At 45.0% G+C, this 21,179-nt stretch carries 25 protein-coding genes and 1 pseudogene; 17 read left to right on the top strand and 9 right to left on the bottom strand.

The window, feature by feature from the left end:
* Positions 1-91 precede the first annotated feature (91 nt).
* Together rsgA and AC2VDX_RS19540 are read right to left on the bottom strand one after the other, a co-directional pair.
* Positions 92-1,153, bottom strand: coding sequence for a ribosome small subunit-dependent GTPase A (gene rsgA / locus AC2VDX_RS19545; protein ID WP_378184758.1), 1,062 nt, complete (start codon positions 1,151-1,153; stop codon positions 92-94).
* Between the two features lie 219 nt (positions 1,154-1,372).
* Complete coding sequence (locus tag AC2VDX_RS19540; RefSeq protein ID WP_486928230.1) at positions 1,373-1,666, bottom strand: hypothetical protein; 294 nt, start codon at positions 1,664-1,666, stop codon at positions 1,373-1,375.
* Positions 1,667-1,876: 210 nt separating this feature from the next.
* Between AC2VDX_RS19540 and AC2VDX_RS19535 the strand changes: the two genes are divergently transcribed.
* The 6 genes from AC2VDX_RS19535 to AC2VDX_RS19510 all read left to right on the top strand — a co-directional run bounded on the left by AC2VDX_RS19535 (position 1,877) and on the right by AC2VDX_RS19510 (position 6,875).
* Positions 1,877-2,059: a hypothetical protein gene (locus AC2VDX_RS19535; protein WP_378184762.1), complete on the top strand. Its 183-nt coding sequence runs from the start codon at positions 1,877-1,879 to the stop codon at positions 2,057-2,059.
* A gap of 217 nt (positions 2,060-2,276) precedes the next feature.
* The gene (locus AC2VDX_RS19530) at positions 2,277-2,837 is read left to right on the top strand and encodes a CDP-alcohol phosphatidyltransferase family protein (RefSeq protein ID WP_378184833.1); all 561 of its coding nucleotides are present in this window, start codon (positions 2,277-2,279) and stop codon (positions 2,835-2,837) included.
* Positions 2,838-3,239: 402 nt separating this feature from the next.
* A complete protein-coding gene (locus tag AC2VDX_RS19525) occupies positions 3,240-4,466 on the top strand; it encodes a hypothetical protein (protein WP_378184764.1) in 1,227 nt (408 codons plus the stop codon).
* A 180-nt stretch (positions 4,467-4,646) separates the two neighbouring features.
* A complete protein-coding gene (locus AC2VDX_RS19520; RefSeq protein WP_378184766.1) occupies positions 4,647-5,108 on the top strand; it encodes a DUF7980 family protein in 462 nt (153 codons plus the stop codon).
* A 108-nt stretch (positions 5,109-5,216) separates the two neighbouring features.
* Complete coding sequence (locus AC2VDX_RS19515) at positions 5,217-6,011, top strand: sulfite exporter TauE/SafE family protein (RefSeq protein ID WP_378184768.1); 795 nt, start codon at positions 5,217-5,219, stop codon at positions 6,009-6,011.
* Positions 6,012-6,128: 117 nt separating this feature from the next.
* The gene (locus AC2VDX_RS19510) at positions 6,129-6,875 is read left to right on the top strand and encodes a phosphatase PAP2 family protein (RefSeq protein WP_378184770.1); all 747 of its coding nucleotides are present in this window, start codon (positions 6,129-6,131) and stop codon (positions 6,873-6,875) included.
* Between the two features lie 16 nt (positions 6,876-6,891).
* Here the strand turns inward: AC2VDX_RS19510 and AC2VDX_RS19505 are convergent, their stop codons facing one another.
* Together AC2VDX_RS19505 and AC2VDX_RS19500 are read right to left on the bottom strand one after the other, a co-directional pair.
* Positions 6,892-8,088 (bottom strand): AbrB family transcriptional regulator, encoded by a 1,197-nt coding sequence (locus AC2VDX_RS19505; protein ID WP_378184772.1) that lies wholly within the window; start codon positions 8,086-8,088, stop codon positions 6,892-6,894.
* A 502-nt stretch (positions 8,089-8,590) separates the two neighbouring features.
* Positions 8,591-8,749 carry a hypothetical protein gene (locus AC2VDX_RS19500; protein WP_378184774.1) on the bottom strand — a complete coding sequence of 53 codons (159 nt, stop codon included), beginning with the start codon at positions 8,747-8,749 and terminating at the stop codon, positions 8,591-8,593.
* Positions 8,750-8,777: 28 nt separating this feature from the next.
* On the opposite strand from AC2VDX_RS19500, the gene AC2VDX_RS19495 reads away from it, so the two are divergent.
* Positions 8,778-9,950, top strand: coding sequence for an RNA-guided endonuclease InsQ/TnpB family protein (locus AC2VDX_RS19495; RefSeq protein ID WP_378184776.1), 1,173 nt, complete (start codon positions 8,778-8,780; stop codon positions 9,948-9,950).
* 107 nt (positions 9,951-10,057) lie between these two features.
* Here AC2VDX_RS19495 and AC2VDX_RS19490 read toward each other — a convergent pair whose 3' ends face one another.
* Positions 10,058-10,471, bottom strand: a complete 414-nt coding sequence (locus AC2VDX_RS19490) for a YidH family protein (RefSeq protein WP_378184835.1) — start codon at positions 10,469-10,471, stop codon at positions 10,058-10,060.
* Positions 10,472-10,843: 372 nt separating this feature from the next.
* Complete coding sequence (locus AC2VDX_RS19485; protein WP_378184778.1) at positions 10,844-11,374, bottom strand: hypothetical protein; 531 nt, start codon at positions 11,372-11,374, stop codon at positions 10,844-10,846.
* A 54-nt stretch (positions 11,375-11,428) separates the two neighbouring features.
* Here AC2VDX_RS19485 and AC2VDX_RS19480 point away from each other — a divergent pair.
* The 4 genes and pseudogenes from AC2VDX_RS19480 to AC2VDX_RS19465 form a co-directional block, all read left to right on the top strand.
* A pseudogene (locus tag AC2VDX_RS19480) lies at positions 11,429-11,722 on the top strand (LysR substrate-binding domain-containing protein); the annotation flags it as partial.
* A gap of 271 nt (positions 11,723-11,993) precedes the next feature.
* A complete protein-coding gene (locus AC2VDX_RS19475; protein ID WP_378184780.1) occupies positions 11,994-12,686 on the top strand; it encodes a pentapeptide repeat-containing protein in 693 nt (230 codons plus the stop codon).
* Positions 12,687-12,833: 147 nt separating this feature from the next.
* Positions 12,834-13,487: a peptide-methionine (S)-S-oxide reductase MsrA gene (msrA, locus tag AC2VDX_RS19470; protein WP_378184782.1), complete on the top strand. Its 654-nt coding sequence runs from the start codon at positions 12,834-12,836 to the stop codon at positions 13,485-13,487.
* 228 nt (positions 13,488-13,715) lie between these two features.
* Positions 13,716-14,501 (top strand): tryptophan-rich sensory protein, encoded by a 786-nt coding sequence (locus AC2VDX_RS19465; protein ID WP_378184785.1) that lies wholly within the window; start codon positions 13,716-13,718, stop codon positions 14,499-14,501.
* A gap of 340 nt (positions 14,502-14,841) precedes the next feature.
* On the opposite strand, the gene AC2VDX_RS19460 is transcribed toward AC2VDX_RS19465, so the two are convergent.
* Entirely contained in the window at positions 14,842-15,057 is a 216-nt protein-coding gene (locus AC2VDX_RS19460) for a hypothetical protein (RefSeq protein WP_378184787.1), read from the bottom strand.
* A 3-nt stretch (positions 15,058-15,060) separates the two neighbouring features.
* On the opposite strand from AC2VDX_RS19460, the gene AC2VDX_RS19455 reads away from it, so the two are divergent.
* A complete protein-coding gene (locus AC2VDX_RS19455; protein ID WP_378184789.1) occupies positions 15,061-15,183 on the top strand; it encodes a hypothetical protein in 123 nt (40 codons plus the stop codon).
* Between the two features lie 113 nt (positions 15,184-15,296).
* On the opposite strand, the gene AC2VDX_RS19450 is transcribed toward AC2VDX_RS19455, so the two are convergent.
* A complete protein-coding gene (locus AC2VDX_RS19450) occupies positions 15,297-15,452 on the bottom strand; it encodes a DUF1614 domain-containing protein (protein WP_378184791.1) in 156 nt (51 codons plus the stop codon).
* Between the two features lie 211 nt (positions 15,453-15,663).
* Here AC2VDX_RS19450 and AC2VDX_RS19445 point away from each other — a divergent pair, with 211 nt between their 5' ends.
* The gene (locus AC2VDX_RS19445; RefSeq protein ID WP_486928229.1) at positions 15,664-15,906 is read left to right on the top strand and encodes a hypothetical protein; all 243 of its coding nucleotides are present in this window, start codon (positions 15,664-15,666) and stop codon (positions 15,904-15,906) included.
* A 657-nt stretch (positions 15,907-16,563) separates the two neighbouring features.
* Positions 16,564-17,646 (top strand): glycosyltransferase family 4 protein, encoded by a 1,083-nt coding sequence (locus AC2VDX_RS19440; RefSeq protein WP_378184795.1) that lies wholly within the window; start codon positions 16,564-16,566, stop codon positions 17,644-17,646.
* A gap of 211 nt (positions 17,647-17,857) precedes the next feature.
* Here AC2VDX_RS19440 and AC2VDX_RS19435 read toward each other — a convergent pair whose 3' ends face one another.
* Positions 17,858-18,070, bottom strand: coding sequence for a hypothetical protein (locus tag AC2VDX_RS19435; RefSeq protein ID WP_378184797.1), 213 nt, complete (start codon positions 18,068-18,070; stop codon positions 17,858-17,860).
* Positions 18,071-18,536: 466 nt separating this feature from the next.
* Here AC2VDX_RS19435 and glpK point away from each other — a divergent pair, with 466 nt between their 5' ends.
* The 3 genes from glpK to AC2VDX_RS19420 all read left to right on the top strand — a co-directional run bounded on the left by glpK (position 18,537) and on the right by AC2VDX_RS19420 (position 21,179).
* Positions 18,537-20,057, top strand: a complete 1,521-nt coding sequence (glpK, locus tag AC2VDX_RS19430; protein WP_378184799.1) for a glycerol kinase GlpK — start codon at positions 18,537-18,539, stop codon at positions 20,055-20,057.
* Between the two features lie 165 nt (positions 20,058-20,222).
* Positions 20,223-20,351 (top strand): carbohydrate-binding protein, encoded by a 129-nt coding sequence (locus AC2VDX_RS19425; protein ID WP_378184801.1) that lies wholly within the window; start codon positions 20,223-20,225, stop codon positions 20,349-20,351.
* A 96-nt stretch (positions 20,352-20,447) separates the two neighbouring features.
* The gene (locus AC2VDX_RS19420; RefSeq protein WP_378184803.1) at positions 20,448-21,179 is read left to right on the top strand and encodes a pentapeptide repeat-containing protein; all 732 of its coding nucleotides are present in this window, start codon (positions 20,448-20,450) and stop codon (positions 21,177-21,179) included.

Here is a 21,179-nt window from a genome sequence, read left to right as displayed (position 1 = left end):
TGCGACTGAGAAAGTCCAGAGCGTGAGAAATTACCAATATAGCACCTTGATAATCCTCTAACGCTTCGACAATTTGAGTAACGGTTTCTAATTAGCGTTTTGGATTGTTCCTCAGAGCTTTATGGATTTTTTTCCATTTTTCCTTCTCGGCTAAAGACGCTTTTTGATCTTGTTTCCGGTTATTGTATTCAAGCTCTTGTTGAAGTTTTTGGTAGTTCCGAAAACGCTGCTTATCTAGAGTGCCATCAAGCAAAGCTTGTTGCACTGCACAACCGGGTTCTGTTTCATGTTGGCAATCGCGGAAGCGACACTCTGTAGCAAGCGTATTGATATCAGTAAAGGTTTCTTGAAAGCCTTCACTTCCATTCCACATCTGAATTTCTCGCATTCCCGGAGTATCGATCAGCAAACCCCCAGAAGGCAAAATAATTAACTCTCGATGTGTTGTGGTGTGGCGACCTCGATTATCTCCTTTGCGTACTGTTTGAACTGCTTGAATGTCCTTTTTAGCTAATTGATTGGTAATGGTCGATTTCCCGACTCCCGAAGAACCAATCAGCGCTACCGTTTGTCCTGTGCTGAGATAAGGAGTCAAGGCATCAAGTCCTTGGTTCTCAATCGCACTCAAGCTAATAATGGGTACGCTAGGAGCGATCGCTTCTACTTCCGCTTTTCGTTGCTCAACTTCATCGCACAAGTCGGCTTTATTCAAAATGATGACTGGATTCGCTCCACTTTCCCAAACCAAAATTAGATAACGTTCGATTCTTCTGAGATTGAAATCCCGATCCAATCCCGAAACCAAAAACACCGTATCAATGTTGGTGGCAATTATTTGCTCATCTGTTTGTGCGCCTACAGCTTTTCGAGAAAATTTGCTTTTTCTGGGCAAAATTTCATGGATATTTGCTCTTTCTTCATCGTCAATGATGCTGACGACTACCCAATCTCCTATCGCTGGAAAATCTGTTCGTCGCTCGGCTTGGTAACGCATTTTCCCCGTTACTTCTGCCGACAATTCTCCAAACTCGGTGTAGAGAAGGTAGGTATTTTTTTGCTCTAGAGCAACTCGACCAACAGTATATCCTTGTTGAAAATAGCTGTCAAAGTTTTTCGCAAAAAAACGATTCCAGCCTAACAACTCTAAATTCATTGAAGTTTCCTCTATGGGTACGGTTATTGACCGCCAAACTCACAGAGGAATCGCGTAAATTATTCGCGTACATCAGAATAATTGAATGAAAAGCTCTGTGAAGATGGGGTGTTGCGTCTGAATGGTTGTGGCGGTCTTAACGGCTACACGCTCTAACATCACTCTTCCTCCTTAGATACTTTTCAATAATTTCCCGGTCAAGGGAACTGTAGTATAATACTACAAGTAGTTGCAATTGGCTGAAGGTAGTTTACAAAACTTACCAACGCACGCCGAACCGTTGTATTCAATCGTGTTGTTTGCTGAGTTTATCTTAATCGCTCTTGAGTTCTGAGAAATCACCCGGTCGGGTGAGCCGGGAGGAAGTCGGGGATCTGAACTGCTGGCATACAACTCAAATAGGATTGCTATATCAGAGAGGGCGATCGCTCTCCTGGTGATGAAATTCGTTCGTGTAGAGAAAGCCTCATGGAGAGGCTCCGGAAGCGATCGCCTTTGCCAAAGCGTAGACAAGGCGAAAAAGACTTCGCTATTTTCGCACGCAATGCGTCAGCCAATTTTGCAACTGACCCCTTCTCAAGCCGCAGCCACTACGAAAAAACTAGGTTTACAGCCACCAAGCGGGCGCACTTTTCAAAAACTGGTAAGCGATCGCTCCCTCTAAATCTGGATTCCCATAAAACTAAGGGTAATCGAGAACTTCACCCCCACAGGCATCTACCAATGATGGAAATCCTAGCTTACATCCACACCGCGATCGCCTACGAAACTGCCACCAGCACACCCCTCAACCGCCTGGAACGCCACGAACCACTTCCCTTGCCTTTGGGGACAAACGCGAGATCCAGTCATGTAGCAGCGAATCAGCAGTACGAGATGCAAGCGATAACGGTGCTTCCTTTTTAGCGATTACCCATTCATTTTCTAACCGCTACACATAAGCTTCTTCTTAGCCTCCTTTTTTAAGGGGGGCTGGGGGAAGCTGATGTGTAGCTTCACAAAAGTGAAATGGGATGAGCGATCGCGTCTTTATCATCACACGCCTACTGATTACTTCAATAACATGAACAACATAAATACAATCGAACACTCCCAACGCGATCGCCAAAAATATTCATCCTTAATGCTGCAATCTATTCCCTTTTCACTGGTCATCATCCGCCTTTTTCTAAGCCCTTTGCTATTATGGGATGCCATTGATGGCACAACCAGCACCTGGTTCATCGTTGGCTTTGTACTTGCCTTTCTTTCAGATATTTTTGATGGCGCGATCGCCCGTCGAATAGGTGTCAGTACCGCTTCTTTGAGGCAAGCCGATAGTTTGGCTGATGTTTGTCTTTATCTATGTATCGCAATCAGTGCATGGCTAGTGCATCCTGATCTAGTAACTGCATTCTCAATCCCATTGAGCCTAATAATCTTGATGCAATTAATCTGGTTGGTAGTCAACTTGGCGAAATATGGAAAACCTGCCAGCTATCACACTTATTCAGCCAAAGCTTGGGGAGTAACGCTGTTCATCGCCACAATTGCTCTATTCGGTTTTAATTATGCCGGAGTTACTCTATTCATCGCAATTACTGTAGGTTGCATTCACACGGTAGAAGAAATTGCTATGACACTAATTCTTCCCACTTGGACGCATGATGTACTGAGTATTGTTCATGCGCGAAAGCTACTTTAGTGTAAAGAATAGTGCTTTCAGCCTGAGAAGATAGGTAATTGATAGGACTTTTGAAATCCCTGTAGGCGGGTTTCGTTTATATAGCTGCAACTTCAGTCGCCCAGATAATATCAGTGGTTTCAGTTTTTGAAACCAACTCTTTAGATACCCTAATCCCAATGCTATAAAAATAGGAGGTTATGGCAATCGGATTTTAGTCGTGATTTTTTTATAATAAAGTGCGTTAAGTGCGTTCAAAACCTAGAAACGCAAAACGGCACTGCGCTAACGTGCCTCTACGAATCAGAGAAAACTCAATTTGGAACATAAGTTTTGCAGTCACGTCTCAAATAATTGTAGAAAGTTCAAGCAAGCATCAAACTTCTAAACTTGAATTTTATGAGCTTTGGAGCAGCATTAATCATGGAAAAAATGACTCAAAAGATAAATCATAAAAAATGGGTGATTGCTACTTTAATTTTGTTAACTAGCAGCTTATCTTTATCTTTATGTACTGCTTTAACCCTAAAAGAAGCTGCTGTCGCCGATCCCGCCAGACAACTATCCAAGGAGGAAAAGTTACCTTCTTCTGTTGCCAATGCCGTTTTGCGAATGGCATCTCAACGCACGGGGTTACAAGCGTCGCAACTACGCATCGTTAAGTATAAACAGATTTACACGAACGGCTGTTTAAATCTGCCGCGTCCGGCTGAAGGTTGCACCAAAATTAATATGCCTGCTTGGGAAGTCACTGTAAAAGCTAGGCAACAAAGCTTAGTTTATCGTAGCGATCGCAACGGCTCTCAGATTAGATTAAATGAAGCCGCTAGCAGCATCGTTGATGCCAATTTGCCTAAATCTGTTGTTAGTGCCGTTTTGCAAGATGCCACCCAAAACTGGGGACTACCAGCAAACACCGGACGCATTATTAATGCTAAACAGGCAGAGTGGGCGTATGGTTGCGAAGTTTCAACTTTTCCCTATCCTTGCGATCCGATTGTAGTGGAAGGTTGGCAAGTCACCATTGAAAGCGGACAAAAACGCTGGATTTATAATACTGACAAAGTGGGTTCCCAGGTTCAGCTTTATCAAAGGCAGATCCCGACAAATGACGCGAAAAAATTGCCTCCTGCGGTTGCCGAGCAAGTTTTAAAGTTAGCATCTGAGCATTTAACCTTACCAATCTCTCAACTTCTGATTACAAAAACTCAACAGCAAACTTGGTCTAATGGCTGTTTAGGTCTTCCGAGTCCTGTAGAACGATGCAGAGGCGATATTACACCAGGTTGGCGCGTGACGGTGGAAGGCAAACCGAAGCAATACCAAGTTTATCGTACCGATAAATCTGCTGACCAAATTAAGACAGAAGCAATAGGCGAAATGCCGCCACGCAAAGACTCTTTACCTAATTTCATTGCCAAGGTGGTATTGCAGGATGCTAGTAAGCGGTTAAAAATACCAACTTCTCAGTTATACATCCTCGAAGGTCGAGGGCAGACGTGGTCGAATACCTGTTTTGATTTGCCTGGTACGGAAAATAGCTGCGCTCAAGCAATGATCCCAGGTTGGCAAGTCGCTGTGGATGGCAACGGGAAAACCTTAGTTTATCGCCTCGATCGATCGGGTTCTCAGTTCAAAGTCGAACGGTGATGAGTGTAGTTGATTTGGAGAGTAAGTAGGCTACGCCCCGCTACGCTAACACGCCTCACTTTCACACCATAGTTAGATATTTCCAAAAAACTATAGCTGGTGTCCCTTCCGTACTAGACTTTTGATCCGTATCAGATTAAATTAAAACTACGGCAACTCTAGCGGGATAGTGGACTTTGCATGGACAACGCTAAAAGACCCAGTAGTGAGCTGACCCTAGCAGGGCAAGTAACTTCTGAGCATTTGCAACCAGCGGCTCAACAAAGTTTCCAGGAAGGTTGGTTCAAAAAGCTCAGAGGCGGATTCCTTCTGGTCATTGGATATATGCTGTCACCACTCTGTTGGTGGAATGACCTGTTTTTCAATCTGCCAATTGCTTATTTTTTTGGGTATATCTGTAGTTGGCTTTCCCCAGATTTACTTCTGCCTTGCTCAATCGTCGGGTACTGGCTTTCTAACATTGCGGGAATTCTCTTGATGCAAGTAGGGGCTGTGGATGTTTTTAGTGGGGAACCCAAAGAGCGTAACTTTAAAAAAGAGTTATTGACAGGTGTAGTCTCCTCAAGCGCCTACACTCTGGTCATTCTGGCATTGATACAGTTTAAGATTCTTGATGCTCCTGTCTTATTCCCCGGTGGCTAATGGGGATTTATGGGCGGCGAATGTTGCTTAATCGCCGCTAGCACTAATGTCAAAGTTTACCTCTAGTTAGAGATTCAGCATTTTAACCACCTGTGTAAGGACAGCAGTATGGACTATCTATTACTACCGTTCCTCAGTTTTGTCGTGGGTATCATTGTTGGTTTAACGGGAATCGGTGGAGCATCTCTGATCACTCCGATGTTGATTTTTGTGTTCCACGTTCCACCTGCGATCGCAGTGAGTTCCGATGTAGTAGCTGCCACATTGATGAAGGTGATCGGCGGCTTTAAACACTGGAAACAGCAAACGCTTGACCTGCAAGTTGTCAAATGGTTGGCTTGGGGAAGTGTTCCTGGTTCACTAATCGGAGTAGGAATTTTATACCTGATTAAGCGTAATGGAACTTTAAACTTAGATTACATTCTGCTACGTGCGATCGGGCTAATGATACTGCTTGTCACCTTGTTGGGATTCGCACAATTGTCGCTGAAAAATTTTGTCCCGAAGTTGAAGTTACCTGAGCCGCCTAAGTTTGACTTAAACACTCAGTTGGGTCGAATTTTGACCCTCAGTGTAGGAGCAATTTTAGGCTGTCTGGTAGGATTAACTAGCGTGTCTTCTGGTGCGATGTTTGCAATTGTCTTGATTACCTTTTTTCGCCTCGACGCGCGTAAATTGGTTGGCACAGATATTTCAGCAGCGATTTTATTAGTGTTTACTTCCCTTGGATACCTCTGTCTTGGGACAGTAAATTGGAGTTTAGTATTGCCAATTTGGTTAGGGACAGTACCAGGGGTTTTGCTAGGTGCTAAACTCTGCAAGATTACTCCTCAAGGCGCACTCCGGCTGGTAATTTACGTGATTTTAGTAGGGGTAAGTTGGAAGTTAGTTTATCAAGCGTGAGCTGAGTTTTATTTGATAGATGATAGCAAGTGGTCTTCACCATTAGGGTGCTACTATCTCAAAACACAATCAATAATTTTTTTTCGGTTTGTACACATTTAAAGCTATTTTTTGTGAATGTTTAGTTCTAATTTGTGGAAGCTTTCTTTATCTTTCCTAAGTTTTCTCGAAAAGCTGCTCGTCGCTTATTGGCGTTCTTTGCTACTGCTGTTGATAGGAGTGTGTTTACCAATGCTGGTTTTTGAGGAACTTGCATTAGTGGTATGGCAGAATCAAGGCGGTTTCTCCTGGGATGAAAGTCTCCTGCTAGCAGTTCACAAGATAGCACAGCCACAACTAGACGTTTTTGCGGAAACGTTAACCAAGTTCGGAGTATTTTGGGGCGTATTTCCAGTTGCTACTTCAATCTCATTAGTGTTGCTGCGCCTTAAAAAGTGGCGATCGCTCGCCTATTTGCTAACCACTCTATTAGGGAGCATTTTGATCAACCGCACCGCCAAACTGTTACTGCATCAAGTGCGTCCCAACCTATGGGAGTCAATCTCCCCAGAGTTTGATTACGCATTTCCCAGCGGTCATGCTATGTCCAGTATGACCTTGATCGCTGCTTTAGTCATTTTGACCTGGAATAGTAACTGGTGCTGGTTGGTGCTGGTTGTGGAGAGCGTATTCGTATTAGCGATCGGTTGGACGCGACTATATCTGGGGGTTCACTTTCCCAGTGATATTTTGGCAGGATGGATGGTTTCAATTGCTTGGACAATTGGTGTTAGTCTGCTAATCAGACCACATTTAACAAAACCGAGTACTGTTCGTGAAGATGAGCTAACTGTGGATGAAGAGCAATCAATAGCCCAAGGTTAACACCGTAGCAAAGGAATTATGGCATTGCTGATTTGGGTGATATAGTTTTAAGCTGATCTGCTACGCTATCTTGATTTTTTGTAGAACGGCGTTCTAGATAGCAAATTAAAGACACCAAACCTGGAAGACATATATTAATAGTCATTAGTCGAACTAGATGACCTGCGGTTACAATCTCAACATTGTGATGTAAAGCCAAAGAGATCAATATCATTTCTGGAGAGCCTCCTGGAGATGTCACCAGCAAACACGTTAGCCAGTCCCAGGGCGCGATCAACATAGCAATTCCTGCTGAAATGAATCCTGCCAAAAAGGTCATGGCGACAGGAACCGAAGCATAGGCTACTGTAAGCCTTCCCAGCTTTGGGTTCATTCCCCAATATTCACCGATTGTAATTCCCAATAGAATTTGACCAATTAAATTAAATAAAGGGGGTAGATTAAAATCGATATGGGATAAAAATGGCAGTAAATTTAGCAACGAATCAAAACCAGCACCAACTATTATTGAACAAAAGAAACCAGCAACAGGAATTTTTAAATAACTGCCTATTTTAACTGTTGATAATGTTATAAAGAGCAATAAGAATAGTAAAGATAAGTAGTTTAAATCTATAAAAAATAAATTTTCAGTAACGGAATGAATTATCGCACTAATGTCATGAGGATTAGAAACATTAGCAACGATCGGTATAACAATAATAATCGCCGTAAACCGTATTAACTGAACGAGAGAAACAAGTGAAATATTTCTACCATAGTCTGCTGCTATACTTGCCATAATTCCTATATTTCCGGGAACCGTAGCAAGCATGGCAGTTAGTAAGTCTGTTTTTTCAATACGTGAATATATATAACCAATAATTCCACCACTGAATAGTAAGAATAACGTTAAAAATAGAAAAATATGTAATTGAGAATAAATAGTTAGTAGATTACTGTGTTTGAGAGAAAATCCTACAGTAAGACCAACAATAATCTGTCCAAATTTCCTTGAATTACGATTAGGTTTAGATTGATTGTTATATAGATGATAGAAATAAAACACCAAGGCACCAGCAGCAATACCCCCAAGTATCCAAGCCCCTCCACCCGCCCCAAGTGCAATCAAGGTCAGACCACTTAATAAAGCAATAATTATTTCTATACCAACAATCAAATAAGTGGTAGTAAATTTACTAACCCTAGATTTCTCCAAACTAATTTTTATCACAAAACCTCCAATTTTTAATCATTACTTTCTTAGGCTTTGAAGTACAAATAGCATCCCAGAATGCCTATGAAAAGTGCATTTATTACTAGACATTAGAGCCTATCCTAAAAATAATTGACGGTGAAAAATATCTGCGTAGCGTGCGGTAAGGTCTAAGGCGCTATATCTCAGGACTTACGCAACATCAGACATCTGGGGACAACCACAGGGGGATTGAACCCGAAAAAACGCTATATGTATAAGCTTTGCGTAAGTCCTGATCTGCATTTATCTGCGGTCTAAAACTGCTAAAAATGACTTTTCCCATAGGCTCTCAATGGGTTACTTAAACTCACATCTTGCACCTGGCGGTTGAAACCGCAGCTACACAAACTCGCACCGGCTCCCGACAGGTTACAAAACCCTTGATTTTCGGTTAGTCCGCGCTTTTGGGACGAGGAGATGCAATAGCCTCAGAATTCCATTCTGAAGGCTTGGTGCAAGATGTGAGTTAAACAAAATCTCAGTTATACTCCACGCTGGCGGTGGGATGAAAGGCTTTCGCGATGACGAACTGTGCCCTTGACCAAGGTGAAGCGTAGCTGAAACGCGAGATTGGGCAGGCGTGAGGAATTGTCAATCCCTGAGAACTTAAGGGTGCAGAGTTGTCGTATACTTGCATTATTTACGTGAGTGAGTAGAGCGTAAATATGTTGGTACTGGAGGCAAAACTGAAGGGCGAAAAACAGCAGTTCGAGTTGCTCAATGATGCAATTCGCACGGCTCGATTTGTCCAGAATTCTTGTCTGCGGTACTGGATGGACAACCGGGGCACCAATAAATACCACCTGTACAAACTCTGTGCATTGCTTGCTGCAAATGTCGAATTCCCCTGGTGCAAGAAGCTCAACTCCCAAGCCCGTCAAGCTCACGCCGAACGTGCCTGGGGAGCCATTTCGCGCTTCTTTGAAAACTGCAAAAAGCAGATTCCCGGCAAGAAAGGCTATCCCCAATTCAAACGCCCTCAAATCCGCGCTTCTGTGGAATATAAAACCACAGGCTGGAAGCTGTCCGAGTGCCGACAGTTCATCACCTTCACCGATGGATTCAAAGCCGGAAGGTTTAAGATGTGGGGCACTCGTGATTTGCACTTCTACCAGATTGATCAGATCAATCGAGTCAGAGTGGTGCGGCGCAGTGATAGCTATTATGTTCAGTTTTGCCTGGACGTAGAGCGCACTGAAGACCGAGAGCCAACCAAACACACAGTTGGATTGGATGTAGGACTGGCTCATTTTCTGACCGACAGTGACGGCAATCAGGTCGAGAATCCACGTCACCTGCGTCATGCTGAGCGGCGATTGAAAAAGGTTCAGCGTCGCGTGTCTCGCAAGCAGAAAGGGTCTGCAAACCGCAGAAAAGCCGTCAACCGTTTGGGTAGAGCGCATCTCAAAGTTCAACGTCAACGTAAAGACTTTGCCTGTAAGTTGGCAAGGTGCGTAGTGAAGTCTAACGACCTCGTGGCGTATGAAGATTTGAAGATTCGCAACATGGTCAAGAATCATCACCTGGCTAAATCGATTAGTGATATGGCTTGGGGTGAGTTTCGCCGTTGGGTGGAGTATTTTGGCAAAGTGTTTGGAGTCGTCACCGTGGCGGTGTCGCCCCAATACACGAGCCAAGACTGCTCGAACTGTGGTGAAAGAGTCAAGAAGGCGTTGAGTCAGAGAACGCATCTTTGTCCGCACTGCGGATATGTTGCAGACCGTGACCATAATGCTGCTATCAACATCTTGAATAAAGCAATCAGTACGGTGGGGCACATCGTAACTGCTGCGCCAGACGCAGAAAACGCCTGTGGAGAGTCCGACCTCTCTCGTTGAATTGGCAACAATTGAGCATAAGTCGTCTCGTTGAAGCAGGAATTTCAAAAGAGCAATCTTTGGAATCCCCCGCTATATCGGTACGCCGAGCGAGCGGTGGGAGGATGTCAATCAAGTATGACACTACTTAATGATTCAATTGGAACTGTGAAGACGTAGTAGATAACCCCAGCTCCCAAGGTGAGTACGGCAAGGCTAAACAGAATCACCCAGCGATCCGCAGGTTCGTATGTATCCTCATCAATGTCATGTCGAACAGCGAAGTAGTGCTGGGTTGACAGCAATACCGTTACCAAACCAACTAAGGAAAACACTAAACCTAACTTCCACCCATTACCAGGGGGTTGAGGCGCAAGAGGTGGACGGAGGAGACGAAGACGGACGATCAGAACACCAAATCCCATCAGCGCGATCGCACTCCGCATCCATGCTAGGTAGGTGCGTTCATTTGCCAAATGATCCCGCACTCGCTCGGAAGTCCGTCGTTTCGGTTTCTCTAGTTTTTCTGTCCTCACATTTATAGGTTTAAACAATAGCTGCACACGATACCACCCTTAATTATTAGTTTAGATGTACAAATATGCACAAGCTTTATCGCTTCAGAAGCACTTTGAACCAGAACCCAATCTTCCAGAAAATTTTATCAGGTCTATAACAATTCTCGTTTGGATGCAGTACAGTTTTTTAACCCCACCCCAATCCCCTGTTCGCTTGCAAAGAGGGGAACAGGGGGGTGAGGTTCCGAGTATATTGCAACGAAGTGAGAACCGCTAGATTAGCCAGAGTATGATAGCTGTTCAACAGTTTATCTCTTGTAGCTTTTCATACCCTGGCGGTCATTCTGCTACTCTTTAGAGGAAAAACGCCTAAAGTGCTAAACAGGCGTGAAAAATTTAATCCTCGATTGGTGCGTTAGGAATTTGCGCTTCCACATCCGCTGACGACAAGTTAGGAATAGACCAAGTACCCTCACCTGCTTTGAAAACTTTCGCAGCAGGAACGTTGAATTCAACTGCACCAGTTTCTGGATTAGTTTTAGCCACTAATTGGGTTCCAGCGACTATTTTGAGAGCTACAGGCTCCCCTAATTCTTGTCCTTGGGTGTCACCAGGGGTTAAGCCAGCTACTTTGACACCACTTGCCAAGTAAACGCCATCACAGTTCCAATCATCGTCCGTGACTTTACCATTCCCCAGGTAGTAGAGAGTACTTGCTTGGGAAAAGTTAGCTTTTTTGGCTTTATGAGCATAGACAGCCAATGTCTTCCCGGTTTCATTGCGGCACTGCCCCCAGTCTGCTGCTGTCTCTAAGATATATTTTTGCAGTTGCAACTCACCGAGCTTCTGTTGTATTTCCTCTGGTGTATAACCGGAATTATCGGGTGCGTCCTTTGCTTTCAAGAGGCTGTCAAGAGATTGAGTCACCTCAGTGTAGTCAGGACTCTGGGTAAGTTTCGGTCTGTCTGCCCAAGAAGGTTGAGCGATCGCTTACAAATTGTCGTGGGAAAGTCTCACCCCTGGTTTGGGCTTGCAGAGATTTCCGTAACAGAACTTTCTACAACCAGTTGGGTAATGCGAGAGTCTGGCTCTGGAGCGCAGCAAATATTTGAGCAAGCCTTGCAAAATTGGGGAATCGATCCCACCCAGTTAAATGTAGTTTTAGTATTGAACAGTAGCGAGATGGTGAAGGCAGTGGTTGAAGGCGGTGTCGGTGCAGCCGCGATTCCTGAATCAATGGTGGAAAAAGAGCTACAACTCTCTACACTGCACGCGGAATTTCCCCTTCCTTAGGGGGGATGAGTGCCTCTCGCTAACTTTTACAGCAAGAACGCGACAAGTAAGAGCAAACAGCGCTTCGCTACAGACTCAATACATTTCGGTTCAGGTTTTGATGTATTGCAACCCAAGCGACCAGCAATTTTCAGTCATCTAATACTGGGAAGGGCAACAGGAGCGCGATCGCCCCTAGAGGTTTCGGGGTCTAATTATTTCACCCCAAAAGAAGCATTCGTTCAACGGGCAACGCCTGCTAGGGTAGTGATAGATGAGCGATCTAGATCGATACTACAAAGTGCTGGGACTAGAGCCTGGAGCGTCACTCGAAGAAGTGAACCAGGCTTATAGGGACTTGGCTTTTATTTGGCACCCCGATCGCATCCCGAAAGATAATCCTCGGTTACAGCAAAAAGCTCAAGAAAAACTCAAAGAGATTAATCAGGCACGCGATCGCTTGCGGTCAATTCGACCGAGCGAAAAGAATCGAAATGCCGAAGCTCCGCCACGCGATCGCGCTCATCCACCGAGTTCTTACTATCAATCTAGTTACTCCTATCAATCACCGCCTCAATCTCCCCATCAGACTCCTAAGCCGCATTCCGACTTGAGCGGAGCCAACTTGAGCGGAGCCAATCTCAAAGAAAAAGACTTGTCAGGAAGAAATTTGAGCAATGCCAACCTCAGCAACGCCAATTTGAGCGATGCCTTTTTGCATAAGGTGAATCTTCAGGGAGCCAACCTAGAAAAAGCGAATCTTTTTAGAGCCAACCTGCTGCAAGCGAACCTAAGCAATGCTAATTTGCGGGAAGCTAACTTAATTGGAGCCGATCTCAGTGGAGCCGATTTGAGGGGAGCCGATTTGAGGGGCGCTAAGGTTGGCTCGCAAGACCGAATCCTGGTTAAACTGACTGGAGCGAACTTAGCGGGAGCAATCCTACCCGATGGCAGCATCCACGCTTAGGAAATTGCCCCCTCTGTGTTAACACAGAGGCGTTTGGGGGGTGAGGTTTCGGCTAACCCCACCTCCTCCCCGCTCTTCAAGGGACGCCAAACTCTTTACAATATTAAGTAAGGTTAAAACGTTTATCACAAAATAGAGTCAGAATCAATGGCGTTATTCGGATTTGGTAAAAAGCAAAGTCTGCCCACGATCGAGCAAGCATTGCCGGGACGCGCAGAACCCATGCAAGTCCCCGCTATTCACTATGTAAACGGTAATCCGCTGAAACCTCCTTATCCCGATGGGATGGAGATGGCGATGTTTGGCTTGGGGTGTTTCTGGGGAGCAGAACGTATATTCTGGAAGCAACCCGGAGTTTTCACCACCGCAGTTGGCTATGCAGCAGGAGTCACCCCAAACCCCACTTATCACGAGGTTTGTTCGGGCATGACAGGTCACAATGAAGTGGTTTTCGTTGTGTTTGACCCGAAAGTGATTAGTTACGAAACACTCCTGAAACTCTTCTGGGAAAGCCACGATCCTACCCAAGGGATGCGCCAAGGCAATGATACCGGCAGCCAGTACCGTTCCGGAATTTATGTGTATTCAGACAGCCACAAGAAGCTGGCTGAAGCATCAAGAGACGCTTATCAGCAAGCCCTGAAAGCCGCCGGGTATGGGACAATTTCTACTGAGATTCTTGATGCCCCTGAGTTCTATTACGCAGAAGGCTATCATCAGCAGTACCTTGCCAAAAACCCAAATGGGTATTGTGGGCTAGGTGGGACGAACGTTGCTTGTCCGGCAATGACGAACGCTTGAAATAGAAGTTCTGTCTTTTAGCGATCGCTCACCAGAAATCAATATCTTTACCCGGTATGCTCTGAAGCGGGTTGGTGCGTTCGTGGCACTGGTTCCTTAAAGCGTGATGAACTTGTTTAACCTAGAATTTGCAGTGGTTTGAGCAGTTCTCACTCTTTAGCAAATCAGTGCCACAATTTTTGCTGCTTGAATTGTCAAACAAAGCCTTGAAAAAAAGGCGGTAACAATATGAAATCTGTCAATCAGCGCTTCGACTCAGATTTCCTGCGGTCAGTTGCTAACTTCATCGCTATTCTTGCCGCATTTGCGATTAATGTCTATGCAAATGTTGCTCCTCCCAATGGATTGACAATTGGGGAAATTTCTAATCGCTTCTTCAGTGAAGTCCCAATCATCCCCGCCAACTATGCTTTTGCGATTTGGGGAGTCATTTATTTGGGTTTGATTAGTTTTGGAGTCTATCAAGTTCTACCCGCTCAAAGACAAAATCCCTATCTGCGTCGGGAAGGGTATTTTTTGGTATTAGCAAGTATTGCACAAATCGCTTGGGTGTTTCTTTTCGAGTACCAACTGTTTACACTCTCAGTTGTGGCAATGCTGTTCATATTACTGCCCCTGATTGGGATTTATCTACGGTTGGGAATTAGTTTAGAACGATCGAGGACACAAAAATGGTTAGTTCACATTCCCTTGAGCATCTATCTAGGCTGGATTAGTGTTGCGACAATTGTGAATGTGGCGAGTACGCTTGACTATTTGGGTTGGAATGGTTGGGGCATCAGTCCTCAAATATGGACGGTAATTCTGCTGGTTGTAGCGGCAGCGATCGCTGCTACGATTACCATAAAACGGGCAGATATTGCCTACCCCTTCGTAATTATCTGGGCATTCGTAGCGATCGCGGTACGTCAAGCCAATCAACCTTTAATTGCTGCCACAGCGGTTGTACTCGCGATCGCGTTAGGGTTATTAATTTTATGGCGTCAACTGCGCCGTCCTGATGTGGCAATTTAATCTATAAAATCCGGTTGATTACAGCCAAAAAGAACCTTCCCCCTCTCCGTTAACAGAGAGGCGAAGATGCAAAAGGTTTTCTGGCTCGCCGCTCCTTTGAAGGAGAGGAACTGGGGGTAAGGTTTTTTGGGGGACGATTTCTTGCTGGCAAAGGTTTTTTCTGCATCCTACTCCCAAAAAGACCGGAACCGAAGCTTTACCGGGGAGCGTAATTCAAACTCCAACGTTCACCAAATCGGAGCTACCAAAAGCAAAAAACCTCAGTACCCATCGGGGATGTACTGAGGAGCTTCTTTCGAGTCCTATTGTTTTTTATCTGAAGTCCCGTTCGCTTTGTTCTCTACATTACAGCCGAAATTTGCTCCACCAACGAAAGCCGTCCTTTACACACGGCGCGAAGCAGACGGTCGATGACATCTCTCTCTTCTTCACCCAGCGAATCATCTAATAGCGCTGCCATAAGTCCGTAGCGGTCAGCCAGCGTCAGGGAACCAGAGTAAGTAACCTGAGCGAATAACTCGGAGAGGGCGGTGGGGAGAAGTTGGATAGAAGGCATCGCTTGGGACTTGAACTCGATATCTATAATATCGGTGAATTTCCGGTTGTCATTGGTGATGCGATGGGATATCTAAAAGTGATTCTTTTGGGCATCTTTTGCGATCGCGATCGCAAAAACTTGTGACTGAGATCGCACAATTTGTGCGATCTCAGTCACTTAATGGCTTCCTGGCTAAAACTCCACTTTTGTGCTGAATTGAGACTCAGAGCGGCTTCAGCCTTAGGAGTCTCAAGATTTCAAGTCAACAGCAAGGTCAAGGGAGCCAATAAGGGACTCCTTGGAATACCAATTCCCGGCACCACTTTCGCCCCGTAGTAGCTAACAAGTGTGACAATTACTCTCACCAAGACAATGAAGAGCGAATCTGCACGGGTAAATTGGTACAGCGCCACAACTATCGCAATCCTAAATGATTCGTGAAGGCGAGATCCCCGACTTCGTAAGAGTTGTCGGCGATCTGAAGCGCTGGCTCACAACTCAAATAGGGTTGCTATAGACGAAAATCCAGGGAATAATTAGAGAAATACAGATGAGGAAAATTTGTAGTTCGATAGAAATACTATGCTGAGAATTGCGATCGTAGCTCTATTAACTTTGGAGATAGTGTTACTGTCTGCATTAGCGCTATCTCCAGCTAATGCGACTAGCAGCGACTTTGAAAATTACATCTGGAGCTTTGCGGATGTAGGCACTCATCAAGTTGTTTGTAAGAAAATTGTGATGCATCCGGAAAAACAGTTGCACTCCGGAGAATCTCGCAGACAAGTTGTAAAGATGTCTTCTACCTCTACAGTTGTGAGTGATAGTTATTGTGCTTCCTCAACGAAACCCGATGCGGGAAGCTAAGTAGATGGATCTAATTATTTGTAGGATGGGTAAAGCGTAAGCGTTACCCATCAAACCTGTGTCATGCGTTGGGTAACGTTGCCTCAACCATTCCCTACATTAGATGCGCGAGTTTAATTATGTCTACCTACTTAATCAGTTACCTCAATACTAAGGTGACTGGAATGCACCTCGCATCTTAGTTTTCTTTATTCCCAGGCTGGAGTCTAGGAAAAAGAAAATTGCTTTTGTCCAACATATTTGCTCCCCCTCAACCTCTTTTTAAGGGAGGTTACGGGGAAGCAAGGGCATCATCGCGGCATAACGCGATCGCCTTCCCCTATCTAATTAGACACTCCTGAGCAATTCGATGAGAGCGATAGTTACAGGAAGATAGCGCCCGCTACCAAGAGATTATTACCCGCAAAACTCGCATAATGCCAATATTTTAATCCTTAAACCTATATCTCAAACTTTATATTTTTAGGTTCGGGTATCTCTACCTTCCTAATTCCAAGTTTCCGTCTAAAGTAGCATTTACAAAGTTAAAAAAATTCTATTAAAATTTTGTTAAGTAATTTTTCCTTAAAAGAATGAATTACTTCACAAGGCAAGACATCAATAGAACGGAGCCTCTTCTAATCCAAATTTTACCTTACTACAATTAGGAGGTTAGTGATGAGAATTGCACAGGTGGCCCCATTATGGGAGCGAGTGCCACCTCCAGCCTATGGCGGCATTGAATTGGTTGTGGGTTTACTCTGCGATGAATTAGTCCGGCGCGGTCATGAGGTCACTTTGTTTGCATCTGGTGATTCCATCAGTTTGGCTAAATTAGAATCTGTTCATCCGCAGGCAATCCGTTTAGACCCCTCAGTTAAGGAATATAGCGTTTACGAAATGCTACAACTGAGTCGAGTTTATGAGCAGGCGGATAAGTTTGATATCATTCACTCTCACATGGGCTGCGCTGCCTTGCCTTATGCCAACCTGGTAAAAACGCCCACCGTTCACACGCTGCATGGCATTTTCACCCCAGACAATGAAAAGCTGTTTATGCACGCCCGCCGTCAACCTTTCATTAGTATCTCCAATGACCAGCGGGAACCCAGACTAAATCTGAACTGCGTTGCTACAGTTTACAACGGCATCGATCCATCTATTTATGAGTTTTACCCTCAGCCGGATAACCCCCCTTACTTGGCTTTTCTAGGTAGAATCTCACCTGAAAAAGGACCACATTTGGCAATAGAAATTGCTAAACGTTCTGGCTGGCACTTAAAGATGGCTGGGAAAGTGGATGTCGTTGATGTGGAATATTTTGAGCAGGAAATTAAGCCCCACATTGATGGCAAGCAGATCGAATATTTAGGTGAAGCAAACCACGCTCAAAAAAATGCATTGATGGGAAGGGCAGCTGCAACCTTGTTCCCAATTACCTGGCGCGAACCGTTTGGGTTAGTAATGGTTGAATCGATGGCAGCGGGGACGCCAGTGATTGCAATGCAGATGGGTTCTACACCAGAAGTGATTGCCCACGGAAAGACAGGCTTTTTGACCCACAACGTTGAAGAAGCGATCGCGGCAATTGATAAAGCTGCCCAATTGAACCGCTACGCTTGTCGAGAACACGTACTAACCTACTTCAGCGTGCAACGGATGACTGATGGTTACGAAGCAGTTTATCAACAAATCTTGGCAGAGCGCTTTTCGCAAAATGGTCACGTCCGCAGTCAATCTAGATTGTGTAGCACGCATTAATCGCAGGATCGCTAATCGTTTTGAGGAATCTTACAGGGAGAAGGAAGCTTTTGCCTTTGTAATTGCTCTTGTACTCAATGGCGGGTTTGTCATTGTTGAGGCAGTTTATGGCTTCCTAATTCATTATCAGACTCTGCTTGCTATTCAGGTAGAGACTGGCAAGCAGAGTCACCCTTGTGCCTTGGCTCCAGACAGCCTCGTTTAGCAACAGTTACTTTTGTTCCTTACCCGATTCGGGTTGATTAGTTCGTTGAGTCGCAGCCGGATTCTCCATACTTTCTGCTTCGGCTCTTCTAGCATCAACACCTTCATCCAGAAGCTCCTGTGGATCTACTGAGAGGTCAGCAGCAGTATCAATCCGACCATTAGCATTAGTGTTGGGTTTGATTGAAGAACCTTTATGATTGGCGTGACCACTAGGCATCAGTTTTTCCTCAATTTGAATGAATCAATCTATTTCAGCTTAGACTCGTTGTTTGAGGGAAATACCCTATCCTAAGGCTTAAATTCGACTGAAAAAATCAACATTTTTGGTGAGTTTCTGCCTAGCCATTTTGCGTCAATTTGTACTCAAGAAGTATAGATAGAGACGCGATCGAGGCTCCCGCAATCCTTTAATTGATCGGTCACTGTCGCGTAAGATGAGCAGGAAGCGCGGCAGACTCGTGTCGTGACGCACGCTTCATAACTGTCTCAGAGCGCCGGACGGACGCGCTAGCGGTCGGTGCGCCCCAATTTGAGGCGGCGGTGACGGTTCCCGTGTAGGTCAGGACTTACGCAAAGCTTATACATATAGCGTTTTGTAGGGGCAATCCCCTTGTGGGTGCCCCCAGATGTGGTGATGTTGCGTAAGTCCTGAAACTCTCAATTTATTACTGATAAAGCTTGCAATGACTGCATTGACTCCTGCCTACGTTCTCGCCCTAGACCTCGGTACTACCGGCAACCGAGCGATCTTATTTAATGCTGAAGGGACGGTTGTTAGCTCTGCTTACAAAGAACTGACTCAGTATTATCCCCAACCGGGTTGGTTAGAGCATGACCCCAGAGAAATTTGGCAAGATACGTGTTGGGCGATGCAGAGTGCATTGCAGAAGGCGGGGATAACGACAAAAGATATTGCTGCAATTGGGTTAAGCGTACAGCGAGAAACTTGTCTGCTGTGGGACAAAACCACGGGGCGACCTTTACATAATGCAATTGTCTGGCAAGACCGCCGCACCGCACCGCTGTGCAATCAATTAACTCAACAAGGTCACGCAGCAGATATCTACGATCGCACGGGGTTAGTGTTAGATGCCTACTTTTCTGCAACTAAATTAGCTTGGTTGTTGGAACACATTCAACGAGAATATCCCCCCATCGACTTAGAGAATGTTTTAGCAGGCACGATTGATACCTGGATTCTCTGGAACCTAACCGGCGGTAAGGTACACGCCACCGATGATAGTAACGCCAGTCGCACGATGTTGATGAATTTGGCTTCGCGGGAGTGGGATGAGACGCTACTGAAGTTATTTGGAATTCCCGCTCATTTGATGCCGAAAATTCAGGCAAGTTTAGGCTTATTTGGTTACACTCAACCGGAATTATTAGGCGGTGAGGTGCCAATTACGGCAATTTTGGGCGATCAACAAGCTTCCTTATTTGCTCATGGTTGCGATCGCCCTGGTTTATTAAAATGCACCTATGGTACTGGCTGCTTCTTAGTTACACATACCGGAGAAAACATGCAGCGATCGCGCAATCAACTCCTTTCTACCGTCGCGTGGACGCAGACAGACAAGGACGGAAAAATCCAAGTCGGCTATGGCATGGAAGGCAGTATATTCACCACTGGAGCCTGCATACAATGGTTGCGGGATGGGATTAAACTAATTACGGCGGCGAGCGTTACAGAACGAATGGCGCAGCAGGTGGCGGATAACGGGGGTGTTTACTTCGTTCCCGCGTTGAGTGGTTTGGGTGCGCCGCACTGGGATATGAGTGCCAGGGGGGCATTTTTCGGCATTACGGGCGGGGTGCAGCGAGAACATATTGTCAGGGCAGTGCTGGAAGCGATCGCCTTCCAAGTCAAAGAAGTTGTACAGGCAATCAACCAAGATAGCGGCACCAATATTGCCTTGCTAAAAGTAGATGGTGGAGCTTGTCAAAATGACTTTTTAATGCAGTTTCAAGCTGATGTTTTAGGTATTCCCGTAGAACGTCCAGCCGTTCTCGATGCTTCTGCACAAGGTGCCGCTTTTGCTGCTGGTTTGGCAGCTAATTTTTGGCAAGATTACGCCACATTAACAGCGAGTCGTCAAATTGACCGAACTTTCCAACCTGGTGCGGGAGTCACCCAGGCGCAGGCGAATTTTACAATATGGCAAAAAGCAGTTGAAAGAGCCAAACATTGGATAGATGAATAGGGCATTGCTTACCCTGAAATGAGGAATTTTTAACGCTCTCGGTACGCTAAGGAGAACAAATATCTCTGCGTACCGAGAGCGCTTTCCTTTGGGAACCGAGAGCGTTTAAAAATCAAGTTAACTGATTATTACAAAGGGTTATTGACAAATTTAAAATAAGTCAAATTGCGCTGTAAATACGATAATTGGCAGCGAGTTACTGACAACCTGATGCTCCAGCGAGGGGATGGCTTCTGGGAGACGACGCTCTCTGTCCCTCCGGCGGGAACTACGCTGAATATATCTATTGATTGATGTCCAATCCGGTTGTGTTAGCTAGGGTATTTATAAGGATATACAAAAGTTTTATCGCTTTGAATGCTCCTTGAATAAAATTGCTTAAAACACCGGATGAAAGACTTAATCCGAAAACTATCATCATTCTCCAGCAACAGAGTTAGTAGTTTTGGAGGCTGGGTAAGGCAAGATGTTCTATTGTTTGACTCATTATATGCTGCCCAAGAGATTGCTTTTATCCTCGGTGGTGAATGGGATGGCTGTAATGGGGTTACATTGCTGAAAAAGGATGAAGTAGCTGTTAACACGGCTGCTAAATTATTGGGTGCAGAATGGTGTTATAGCGAAGATAAAAGTACCATTTTAATCAGATTTGCTGCTGATGAGCTGAAGCGGCGTTATGCAGCCGGAGAAAGGTATTTTATCAATGCTAACTTAAGAGGTGCTTGGCTTTGTGAGTGTTTACTTAGCGAAGCGAATCTGAGTTGGGGAAAACTGAATTTAGCGAACTTAAGTGGATCTAACCTAAGTAAAGCGAACTTAAGTGAGGCGGATTTGAGTGAAGCTAATTTGAGCGAAGCAAATCTGAGTGCAGCCAACCTAACTAGAACGAATCTAGCTAAGGCTAACCTGCGGCTGGCAGATTTAAGAGGGGCAAATTTGAGTAAAGCTTTCTTAAGTGAAGCTAACCTCAGTGAAGCTGATTTAAGGGGAGCAAATTTAGAGTTGGCAGACTTAAGAGGCGCAGATTTGAGTGGAACGAACCTGAGTGGGGTCAACTTGAAAGGTGCCAAGGTAATTGAAGCGGATTTGGCGAGAGCAACCCTATCGAATGATGAAATTTAA

Source organism: Coleofasciculus sp. H7-1 (genome assembly GCF_057473865.1).
This window is presented reverse-complemented; position numbering and strand designations above follow the sequence as displayed.

Bases quoted from the DNA above. Each gene is read 5' to 3' on its own strand.
- AC2VDX_RS19515 (WP_378184768.1), top strand. From the start codon at position 5,217: ATGGACTATCTATTACTACCGTTCCTCAGTTTTGTCGTGGGTATCATT.
- glpK (WP_378184799.1), top strand. From the start codon at position 18,537: ATGACTGCATTGACTCCTGCCTACGTTCTCGCCCTAGACCTCGGTACT.
- AC2VDX_RS19500 (WP_378184774.1), bottom strand. From the start codon at position 8,749: ATGCAAGTATACGACAACTCTGCACCCTTAAGTTCTCAGGGATTGACA.
- AC2VDX_RS19495 (WP_378184776.1), top strand. From the start codon at position 8,778: ATGTTGGTACTGGAGGCAAAACTGAAGGGCGAAAAACAGCAGTTCGAG.
- AC2VDX_RS19420 (WP_378184803.1), top strand. From the start codon at position 20,448: ATGAAAGACTTAATCCGAAAACTATCATCATTCTCCAGCAACAGAGTT.
- AC2VDX_RS19530 (WP_378184833.1), top strand. From the start codon at position 2,277: ATGCTGCAATCTATTCCCTTTTCACTGGTCATCATCCGCCTTTTTCTA.
- AC2VDX_RS19520 (WP_378184766.1), top strand. From the start codon at position 4,647: ATGGACAACGCTAAAAGACCCAGTAGTGAGCTGACCCTAGCAGGGCAA.
- rsgA (WP_378184758.1), bottom strand. From the start codon at position 1,153: ATGAATTTAGAGTTGTTAGGCTGGAATCGTTTTTTTGCGAAAAACTTT.
- AC2VDX_RS19535 (WP_378184762.1), top strand. From the start codon at position 1,877: ATGATGGAAATCCTAGCTTACATCCACACCGCGATCGCCTACGAAACT.
- AC2VDX_RS19465 (WP_378184785.1), top strand. From the start codon at position 13,716: ATGAAATCTGTCAATCAGCGCTTCGACTCAGATTTCCTGCGGTCAGTT.
- AC2VDX_RS19525 (WP_378184764.1), top strand. From the start codon at position 3,240: ATGGAAAAAATGACTCAAAAGATAAATCATAAAAAATGGGTGATTGCT.
- AC2VDX_RS19475 (WP_378184780.1), top strand. From the start codon at position 11,994: ATGAGCGATCTAGATCGATACTACAAAGTGCTGGGACTAGAGCCTGGA.
- AC2VDX_RS19440 (WP_378184795.1), top strand. From the start codon at position 16,564: ATGAGAATTGCACAGGTGGCCCCATTATGGGAGCGAGTGCCACCTCCA.
- AC2VDX_RS19435 (WP_378184797.1), bottom strand. From the start codon at position 18,070: ATGCCTAGTGGTCACGCCAATCATAAAGGTTCTTCAATCAAACCCAAC.
- AC2VDX_RS19510 (WP_378184770.1), top strand. From the start codon at position 6,129: ATGTTTAGTTCTAATTTGTGGAAGCTTTCTTTATCTTTCCTAAGTTTT.
- AC2VDX_RS19460 (WP_378184787.1), bottom strand. From the start codon at position 15,057: ATGCCTTCTATCCAACTTCTCCCCACCGCCCTCTCCGAGTTATTCGCT.
- msrA (WP_378184782.1), top strand. From the start codon at position 12,834: ATGGCGTTATTCGGATTTGGTAAAAAGCAAAGTCTGCCCACGATCGAG.